This window comes from Achromobacter sp. (assembly GCF_036567245.1).
In the GTDB taxonomy this organism is placed as follows: Bacteria; Pseudomonadota; Gammaproteobacteria; order Burkholderiales; family Burkholderiaceae_B; genus Achromobacter.
This window is the reverse complement of the sequence record NZ_DATCUY010000322.1, coordinates 1-5,908: the sequence shown is the minus strand read 5'-3', so window position 1 is coordinate 5,908 and position 5,908 is coordinate 1. Positions and strand designations below refer to the sequence as shown.

Here is a 5,908-nt window from a genome sequence, read left to right as displayed (position 1 = left end):
GGGCGCGTCGCCGGCTTCGCGCGGCTGGCGGGCTATCTCTTCGATCATCTCGCTGCGGGTGACGTCGTCGGCGTTGGCCAGGTCCATCCACCATTGCGCCAGCACGCTGTCGAATTCGCCGGCGGCGGCGCGCAACTGCAGGAAGTCGCAGGCGGCACGGAAGCGCGGCTGCTCGATCATGCGGTAGATGGTCTTGCCCATGCGGCGCTCGAAACGCGGCTGCATGAACCAGATCTCGCGCATGTCCGAGGAGAAGCGGCGCTGGATGGCGAGCTTTTCGGTTTGTTCGTCCAGCACCGAATCGGCGGCCTGCGACAGCGCCGGGATGGTGTGTTCGCCCTGGGCGCGCAGTTGCTTCCAGCGCGCCTCGACCTGCTGCCACAGCAGCGCGGCGAACAGGAAGCTGGGGCTGATGGTCTTGCCGGAGCGCACGCGCGCGTCGGTGCGTTCCAGCGCCAGTTCCACGAAATGCTCGCCGCCGGGCTGTTCCAGCACCACGTCCAGCAAGGGCAGGAGGCCCTTGTGCAGGCCGTCGGCGCGCAGCTGGCGCAGGCAGTCCATGGCATGGCCGCAGGTCAGCAGCTTGAGCATTTCGTCGAACAGGCGCGAGGCCGGCACGTTGTCGATGAGCTCGGCCATGGTGCTGATGGGCTGGCGCGTGGCCGGGTCTATCGTGCCGTTGAGCTTGGCGGCGAAGCGCACCGCGCGCAGCATGCGGACCGGATCTTCGCGGTAGCGCCTGGCCGGGTCGCCGATGATGCGGACCTGGCGCTTCTTGAGGTCGGCCACGCCATTGTGGAAGTCGATGACTTCCTCGTTGTGCGGGTCGTAGTAGAGCGCGTTCATGGTGAAGTCGCGGCGCGCCGCGTCTTCTTCGTGCGAGCCGAACACGTTGTCGCGCAGGATGCGGCCGTGCTCGTCGGTCTCCTGGTCTTCCGAGGCGGGCGCGCGGAAGGTGGAGGTTTCGATGATTTCCTGGCCGAAGACCACGTGCACCAGCTGGAAGCGGCGGCCGATGATGCGGGCGCGGCGGAACAGCGGGCGGATCTGCTCGGGCGTGGCGTTGGTGGCCACGTCGAAGTCCTTGGGCTCCAGGCCCACGATCAGGTCGCGCACGGCGCCGCCCACGATGTAGGCGTCATAGCCGTGCTGGCGCAGCACTTCGCAGACCTTGATCGCGTGGCGCGAGACGTTGCGGCGGTCGATGCCGTGTTTGTCGCGCGTGATGCGCAACGGCCCCCGGGCTGCCGGCGCGAACAGTCGGCCGACGAATTTTTTTATGGTTTCAGTGATCATTTAGGACTTCGAATCTTCCATGTGGTCGAACAAGTCGATCACTTGCCAGCCGCGTTCCTGGGCGATGCCGCGCAGGGTCGGGCTGGGGTTGGCTGCGATCGGGCGGGTCACTTTTTCCAGCAGGGGTACATCGTTGACCGAATCGCTATAGAAAAACGATTCCGAAAAATCCGCAAGCCCCAATCCCATGCCGGCCAGCCAGTCGTTGACGCGCACCACCTTGCCTTCCTTGAAACTGGGCGTGCCGAGGATGCGGCCGGTGTAGCGTCCGCGCAGGTATTCCGCGTCGGTGGCCACGAGGTGGGGCACGCCGAAGGCGCGCGCGATGGGGGCGGTGACGAAGCTGTTGGTGGCCGTGACCACCGCGCACAGGTCGCCGGCTTCCAGGTGCGATTGCACCAGGTCGCGCGCGGCGGGCGTCATGGACGGGCGGATCACTTCTTCCATGAAGGCTTCGTGCCAGGCCGCCAGGTCATAGGGGGTATGCGCGGCCAGCAGGCCGAGCATGAACTCGGCGGCCTGCTCGGCGGTGAGTTCGCCGCGGTTGTAGCGATCCATCAGATCGTCGTTCTGGCGGCGGGCTTCGGCGGGATCCCCGGCGCGGCCCGTGCGTGCCAGATAGTCGGCCCATTGATAGTCGCTATCCAGCGGCAACAGGGTGTGATCCAGGTCGAACAGGGCGAGGCGTCGGGAGGTCATGTGCGTTGTGAATCAGGGTCTGCGAGCATGGCCCGCAACAGAGGCAGGGTGATGGGACGGCCGGTGGCCAGGGAATAACGGTCCAGCGCGTCGATCAGCTCCGCCAGCTTGCGGATGTCGCGCTCGTGGTGCGTGAGCATCCAGTTGATGATTTCGGGCGCCAGATGCATGCCGCGCTCGGCCGCCTGGGCCGATAGGGCGGCCAGCTTGTCGGCGTCGGACAGCGGGTCCAGGCGGAACACCAGGTCCCAGCCCAGGCGCGTGCGCAGGTCCTCGCGCAGCGGCATCGATAGCGGCGCGCGGTCGCCCGCCAGCGCCAGCGCAAAGGCGCGGCCGGTGGCGGCGGATTCGCGCCAGCGGTTGTAGAGCGCAAACAGGGCGGCCTGGCGGCTGTCGTTCATGCGGTGCACATCATCGACGGCGACGAATTTGGGCATGGGCGACTTGGAATCGGCTTCGGCCAGGCGGCGCAGCATGTTTTCGCCGTTGGCGTCGATGTAGACGGCGTCGGGGCGGGCGGTCAGCGCGCGCAGCAGATGGGTGCGGCCGCAGCCCGCGGCGCCCCAGATGTACAGGGCGCGGCCGGGAAGCAGCGCGCGCACCGCCGCCAGCGCTTCCCCATTGGGGCCAGCGATATAGTTGTTCAGCGATGGCGCTGGCGCGGGGAGAACGTCGAGCAGCAGCTGGCGGTTCATGGGAGCTTACAGGGTGCCGAAACGAGGCAGGTAGTACAGATCAATACAGCGATAGGTCAATCCGGCAGGTCAAAACTGCCCTGCTCGGGCTTTGGCCGCCGGGTTTTGATCGCCAGAAACTGGCAAAATCAATACCGGCCAACCCTACACTTTAAACCACCTCGGGCCAAGGTGTCGCGTCCAAGGCCCTGGACTGGCCTGGGTTTGCGCCGGTTCTGCCTGCCGCGCCGGCCCCGGCCGGTCCTGGCGGGCCCGTCCCGGTCCGGACCGCTTTCGCGGCGCCGCGGCAGGGATGATCCCTGCTTGCGCCCGCAACATCGTAAAATGCAGGGCGTTCCACCCAAATCCCAGCAATTGTTACATACCCCACGGCATTTCTCATGACGAATCAACCTACCGCCCCTCTGACCTACCGCGATGCCGGTGTCGACATCGACGCAGGCGACGCCCTGGTCGACCGTATCAAACCGCTTGCGGCGCGCACCATGCGTCCCGGGGTGCTGGCCGGTATTGGCGGCTTTGGCGGCCTGTTCGAAGTGCCGAAGTCGTACAAGGAGCCCGTGCTGGTCTCGGGCACCGACGGCGTGGGCACCAAGCTGCGCCTGGCGTTCGACTGGAACCGCCACGACACCGTGGGTATCGACCTGGTCGCCATGAGCGTCAACGACATCCTGGTCCAAGGCGCGGAACCGCTGTTCTTCCTGGACTATTTCGGCTGCGGCAAGCTTTCGGTGGATACGGCGGCGTCGGTGGTGGGCGGCATCGCCAAGGGCTGCGAGCTGTCGGGCTGCGCACTGATCGGCGGTGAAACCGCCGAAATGCCGGGCATGTATCCGGATGGCGAGTACGACCTGGCCGGTTTCGCGGTGGGCGCGGTCGAAAAGTCCGCCATCATCACCGGCCAGTCGATCAAGACCGGCGACGTGGTGCTGGGCCTGGCTTCCAGCGGCGCGCACTCCAACGGCTATTCCCTGCTGCGCAAGATCCTCGAGCGCGCCAACGCCAAGCCCGACGACGATTTCCACGGCCAGCCGCTGGTCGACGTGGTCATGGCGCCGACCCGCATCTACGTGAAGCAGGTGCTGGCCGCGCTGGCCAAGCACGGCACCGGCATCAAGGGCCTGGCCCACATCACCGGCGGCGGCCTGCTGGACAACGTGCCGCGCATCCTGCAGCCTGGCCTGTCGGCCCAGCTGCACCGCGCCAACTGGGAAATGCCCAAGCTGTTCCAGTGGCTGCAACAGCAGGGCGGCGTCGAAGACACCGAGATGTACCGCGTCTTCAACTGCGGCATCGGCATGGTGCTGGTGGTGGATCCGGCACAGGCCGAAGCCATCGCGGCCACGCTGCGCGAGCAGGGCGAGACCGTCAGCACGCTGGGCGAAATCGTCGAGCAGAAGGAAGGCATGGCGCAGACCTTCGTGGTGTAAGCCTGGCTCTCCGCCGCAATGAGAAACCGCGCCACGGCGCGGTTTTTTTGTGCCCGGCGTATGCCAGGAAGCCTGCCTAGGCGCGCCCCGCCAGCGCGATGGCCATCGCGTCTATGGTCTGCGCCACGGCATCCGCCGCCAGGCAGTCGACGATGGCGCGCTCGGGTTGCGCGCGCAGCCAGGTGATCTGGCGCTTGGCCAGCTGGCGCGTCGCCGCGATACCCTGTTCGCGGGCCGTGGCCAGGTCGACCTCGCCGTCCAGGTGGGACCACATCTGCCGGTAGCCCACGCAGCGCACGGAAGGCAGGCCCGTGTGCAGGTCGCCCCTGGCGCGCAGGGCGCGCACTTCATCGAGCAGGCCGCGGTCCAGCATGGCGTCGAAGCGCTGCTCGATGCGGGCATGCAGCGCGGCGCGGTCTGAGGGCTCCAGGCTGATGGTGAGGTACTGGTTGCCCTGGTCGTCGCGCGGGCGTTGGCCGCGCAGCAGCAGGGCGGACATGGGCTGGCCGGACAGCATGCAGATTTCCAGCGCGCGCTGGATGCGCTGGCTGTCGTTGGGCGCCAGGCGCGCAGCGGTGACGGGATCCCGTTGCGCCAGTTCGGCGTGCAGCGCGGGCCAGCCCTGGATGGCGGCGCGCGCTTCCAGCTCGGCGCGCAGCGCCGGATCCGCCTGGGGCAGATCGTCCAGTCCGTCGCGCAGCGCCTTGTAGTACATCATGGTGCCGCCCGCCAGCAGCGGGATGCGCCCGCGCGCGCGGATTTCGTCTATCAGGCGCAGCGCGTCGGCGACAAAGTCGGCGGCGGAGTAGGACTGGATGGGATCGAGGATGTCCAGCAAGTGCTGCGGCACCTGCGCCTGTTCCTCGGGCGAGGGCTTGGCGGTGCCGATGTCCATGCCGCGATAGATCGTGGCCGAATCGACGTTGACGATTTCCAGCGGCCAGCGCTCGGCCAGCGCCAGGGTGGAGGCGCTCTTGCCGGCCGCGGTGGGGCCGGCCAGGCAGACGACCAGCGAGGTCGCGTTTGGGGAGGAGGACGGCGACAAGCTTATTGCCCGCGCAGGAAGAGCTTGTCCAGGTCGGACACCGACCACTGGATCCAGGTGGGGCGGCCGTGGTTGCACTGGTCGGCGCGTTCGGTGGCTTCCATCTGGCGCAGCAGCCCGTTCATCTCTTCGATGGTGAGCTTGCGGTTGGCGCGCACGGAGCCGTGGCAGGCCATGGTGGACAGCAGTTCGTTGCGCTGTTCGGTCAGCAGGCGCGAAACGCCCACGGCGCCGAGGTCGCGCAGCACGGCGCGGGCCAGCGTCTCGATGTCGCCGCGGGCCAGGATGGCCGGCACGGAGCGCACGGCGATCGAGGTGGGGCCGGACTGACGCATTTCGAAGCCCAGCTCGTTCAATTGCTCGTCGAATTCCTCGACCAGCGCCACGTCCTTTTCCTGGGCGTGGAACACCACGGGCACCAGCAGGTCCTGGCGCGGCAGGCTGCGCGCGTCCAGGGCGTGCTTGAGTTGTTCGTAGACCACCCGCTCATGGGCGGCGTGCATGTCCACCAGCACGATGCCGCGGCGGGTCTGCGCCAGGATGTAGATGCCGTGCAGCTGCGCCAGCGCCATGCCCAGCGGATGTTCCTCGTCCGCGGGCAGGGCGGCGGCGGGAGTGGGCGCGGGTTCGCGTAGCGGCGCCGTCTTGGCGGTCGAGTCGTCATCGAGCGGCCGGTAGAGCGATTGCCAATCCGCGGCCGGAATGCCGGCGGGTTCGGCATGCAGGCGGAACGGAACCTGGGT

At 67.7% G+C, this 5,908-nt stretch carries 5 protein-coding genes and 1 pseudogene; 1 reads left to right on the top strand and 5 read right to left on the bottom strand.

The annotated features are described in order from the left end of the window. From pcnB to hda, 3 genes are all read right to left on the bottom strand, one after another. On the bottom strand, positions 1-1,296 hold a 1,296-nt coding region (pcnB, locus tag VIR09_RS14125), incomplete at its 3' end, for a polynucleotide adenylyltransferase PcnB (RefSeq protein WP_332013430.1). Next, positions 1,297-1,995: an HAD family hydrolase gene (locus VIR09_RS14120; protein WP_013391641.1), complete on the bottom strand. Its 699-nt coding sequence runs from the start codon at positions 1,993-1,995 to the stop codon at positions 1,297-1,299. It lies immediately after the preceding gene. Beyond that, positions 1,992-2,690 carry a DnaA regulatory inactivator Hda gene (gene hda / locus VIR09_RS14115; RefSeq protein WP_332013429.1) on the bottom strand — a complete coding sequence of 233 codons (699 nt, stop codon included), beginning with the start codon at positions 2,688-2,690 and terminating at the stop codon, positions 1,992-1,994. The genes VIR09_RS14120 and hda overlap by 4 nt, the downstream gene beginning before the upstream one ends. Positions 2,691-3,070: 380 nt before the next feature. On the opposite strand from hda, the gene purM reads away from it, so the two are divergent. Then, the gene (gene purM, locus VIR09_RS14110; protein ID WP_332013428.1) at positions 3,071-4,120 is read left to right on the top strand and encodes a phosphoribosylformylglycinamidine cyclo-ligase; all 1,050 of its coding nucleotides are present in this window, start codon (positions 3,071-3,073) and stop codon (positions 4,118-4,120) included. Between the two features lie 76 nt (positions 4,121-4,196). Here the strand turns inward: purM and miaA are convergent, their stop codons facing one another. Then, positions 4,197-5,165 (bottom strand): tRNA (adenosine(37)-N6)-dimethylallyltransferase MiaA, encoded by a 969-nt coding sequence (gene miaA / locus VIR09_RS14105; RefSeq protein WP_332013427.1) that lies wholly within the window; start codon positions 5,163-5,165, stop codon positions 4,197-4,199. A 2-nt stretch (positions 5,166-5,167) separates the two neighbouring features. Further along, positions 5,168-5,908, bottom strand: a pseudogene (mutL, locus tag VIR09_RS14100) (DNA mismatch repair protein MutL); the annotation flags it as partial.